At 77.9% G+C, this 3,115-nt stretch carries 3 protein-coding genes and 1 pseudogene; all 4 read left to right on the forward strand.

Translation table 11 applies throughout. From position 1 onward, the window contains the following. Nucleotides 1–148 precede the first annotated feature (148 nt). Nucleotides 149–769: a Holliday junction branch migration protein RuvA gene (gene ruvA, locus WCS02_RS19025; protein WP_340295856.1), complete on the forward strand. Its 621-nt coding sequence runs from the start codon at nucleotides 149–151 to the stop codon at nucleotides 767–769. A 71-nt stretch (nucleotides 770–840) separates the two neighbouring features. Continuing rightward, the gene (gene ruvB, locus WCS02_RS19030) at nucleotides 841–1,923 is read left to right on the forward strand and encodes a Holliday junction branch migration DNA helicase RuvB (RefSeq protein ID WP_340295858.1); all 1,083 of its coding nucleotides are present in this window, start codon (nucleotides 841–843) and stop codon (nucleotides 1,921–1,923) included. A gap of 191 nt (nucleotides 1,924–2,114) precedes the next feature. Beyond that, nucleotides 2,115–2,585: a preprotein translocase subunit YajC gene (locus tag WCS02_RS19035; protein WP_340295857.1), complete on the forward strand. Its 471-nt coding sequence runs from the start codon at nucleotides 2,115–2,117 to the stop codon at nucleotides 2,583–2,585. Nucleotides 2,586–2,594: 9 nt separating this feature from the next. Next, a pseudogene (locus tag WCS02_RS19040) lies at nucleotides 2,595–3,115 on the forward strand (protein translocase subunit SecD); the annotation flags it as partial.

Here is a 3,115-nt window from a genome sequence, read left to right on the forward strand (position 1 = left end):
CGCACGCCGCGGGCGCCGCCCAGGCCGCCCGGCCCGCCCGGCCCGCCGTCGGCGCGCCACGCTCCCGCCCCCGCTGAGCCGGGCTAGCGTGTCGTACACGTGTTCGGAGCGCCGGTCGTCCTGACCGGCCCCACCCCCTGGAGGTCGCGTGCTCGCCGAGGTCCGTGGACAGGTCCTGGCCGTCCGCCTCGACGGGGCCGTCGTCGCCGTGGGCGGCCTGGGGCTGATGGTCCGCGCCACCCCCCGCACCCTGGTCACGCTGCGCCCGGGCCAGACCGCGCGGCTGGCGACCTCGCTCGTCGTCCGCGAGGACTCCCTCACGCTGTTCGGCTTCGAGACCGACGACGAGCGCGACGTCTTCGAGCTGCTGCAGACCGTGAGCGGGGTCGGCCCGCGCCTGGCGCTGGCGGTGCTCGCCGTCCTCGACCCGGACGACCTGCGGCGCGGGGTCGCCGCCGGCGACGAGGTCACCCTCATGAAGGTCCCCGGCATCGGCCGCAAGGGCGCGCAGCGGATGCTGCTCGAGCTCGGCGACCGGCTCGGGCCGCCCCACGGCAGCACCCCGGCCGCCGCGACCACCGGCACGCCGGCTGCCGGCCCCGACGGCACCCGCGAGCAGGTCGTCGCCGCCCTCGTCGGGCTCGGCTGGGCGCAGAAGCAGTCGGAGACGGCCGTCGACGCCGTGCTCGACGACCCCGGCCACGACGGCGGGACCGACGACCCGGCCGCGCTGCTGCGCACCGCGCTGCGCGGGCTGGCCCGGACGTGAGCGACCGACCGGCGGACGCGGCGGACCCGGCGGACCCGGCGGACCCGGCGGTCACGACCCTCGCGGACGACCTGGCCCGGGCGAGCGGGGTCGAGGTCCGCGACGTCGACCCCGCCGTCGCGCCGGGGGAGCTGGCGGAGGAGTCGGCGCTGCGGCCCCGGTCGCTGGCGGAGTTCGTCGGCCAGCCCGTGGTGCGGCGCCAGCTCGGCCTGGTCCTGGAGGCCGCGCGCCGGCGCGGCGGCGCACCGGACCACGTGCTGCTCGCCGGCCCGCCCGGCCTGGGCAAGACGACGCTGGCCATGATCGTCGGCGTCGAGCTCGGCGTGCCGGTCCGGGTGACCAGCGGGCCGGCCCTGCAGCACGCGGGCGACCTCGCGGCGATCCTGTCCAGCCTCGACGAGCACGAGGTCCTCTTTCTCGACGAGATCCACCGGATGTCCCGCGCCGCGGAGGAGATGCTGTACCTGGCGATGGAGGACTTCCGCGTCGACGTCGTCGTCGGCAAGGGCCCCGGCGCGACGGCCATCCCGCTGCCGCTGCCGCGGTTCACCCTGGTCGGTGCCACCACCCGGGCGGGCATGCTGCCGTCCCCGCTGCGGGACCGGTTCGGCTTCACCGGCCACCTCGACTTCTACGACGCGGCCGACCTCACCCGGGTGCTCGAGCGCAGCTCGCGCCTGCTCGGCGTCGACCTGGCCCCCGACGCGGCCCGCGAGATCGCCGGGCGCTCGCGCGGCACGCCCCGGATCGCCAACCGGCTGCTGCGGCGGGTGCGGGACTACGGCGAGGTGCACGGCTCCGGCGACGGCTCCGTCTCCCTCGCCGACGCCCGGGCGGCGCTCGAGCTGTTCGCCGTGGACTCCCTCGGCCTGGACCGGCTCGACACCGCGGTGCTGGACGCGGTGTGCCGCAGGTTCGGCGGCGGGCCGGTCGGGCTGTCGACGCTGGCGCTCACCGTGGGGGAGGAGCCGGAGACGGTCGAGACCGTCTGCGAGCCGTTCCTGCTCCGCCAGGGCTTCCTCGCCCGGACCCCCCGGGGACGGGTCGCGCTGCCCGCCGCGTGGGCCCACCTGGGCCTGGCGGCCCCGGCCGGTGCCCCGCTGCCCGGCGGCCCCGACCTCGACGGGCCCGACGCGCCGCCGCTGTTCCGCTGACGGCCGGGCGCCGCCAGCGACCCTGCGCAGGGCTCCCGTCCGCCCGCCGCCGCCCGGAACCGGTCGCGACCCACCGTCGTGGCGCGCGTACGGAGAGGGGGGACGGCTCGCCTAGACTCCCGCGGGGGCTCCGGACCACGGGGCCCGGGAGCGCCGACGCCCGCCGCCGGCACGAGCTGGGGAGGACTGCCGTGGACCCCGCCGTCCTGCTCGTCGCAGGTCTCGTGCTCATCCTCGTCCTGCAGTTCTCGCGCGTGCGGCGCCAGCAGCGCGAGGCCCGTGACACCCGCTCCGCCCTGGCCGTGGGCGCCGAGGTGCTCACCGCCGCCGGGATGGTCGGCACGGTCGTCGAGACCAGCGGCACCAGCGTCGTCCTCGCCGGCGAGGACGGCCAGCGCTCGCGCTGGCTCGCCGCCGCCGTGGTCCGCGTGCTGTCCGACACCGACCCCGCGTCCTCGCGCTACGTCGACCCCGCGTCCCCTGCCACGTCCGGCGACGCCGACGTCGCCGACGTCGCCGGCCACGGTGCGGTCGACCTCGGCAAGCGCCGCCCCGACGGCGCGACCCCCGGGAGCACGACTCCCGGCACCCAGACCCCCGGCACCACCGACGGCCGGGGCGACGACGCCCCCGGCACCACCGGCTCCACCAGACAGGACTGAGAGAGCACCGTGACCCCGACCAGCCGACGGTCGCGCCCCGGGCGCACCCTGACCGTCCTCGCCGTCCTCGTGGCCATCATCTTCGGCACCGTCGCCGGCGGCTACCTCCTCGACGACGCCCGGTGGACCCCCGGCCTCGCCCTCGACCTCGAGGGCGGCACGCAGATCATCCTCAGCGCCCAGGCGGAGGAGGGCCAGACGGTCCCCGCCGAGTCGATGGTCCAGGCCGTGGACGTCATCCGGCAGCGCGTCAACGGCACCGGCGTCACCGAGGCCGAGGTCAGCCGCCAGGGCAGCGACAACATCGTCGTGTCGATCCCCGGGCAGGCCGACGAGGAGACCCTCGACCTGGTCCGCGCCTCCGCGCAGCTGGAGATGCGGCCCGTCCTGCTCACCGGCAGCGGCATCGACCCCTCCCTGCTCCAGCCCACCGCCGAGCCGTCCGCCGGCGCGAGCGGGGCGGCCGTCCCGCCCTCGGGCGCCCCCGTGCCGCCCCTGGCGCCGACGACCGCGCCGACCGTCGCCCCCAC

This window comes from Aquipuribacter hungaricus (genome assembly GCF_037860755.1).
Classification (GTDB): Bacteria; Actinomycetota; Actinomycetes; order Actinomycetales; family JBBAYJ01; genus Aquipuribacter; species Aquipuribacter hungaricus.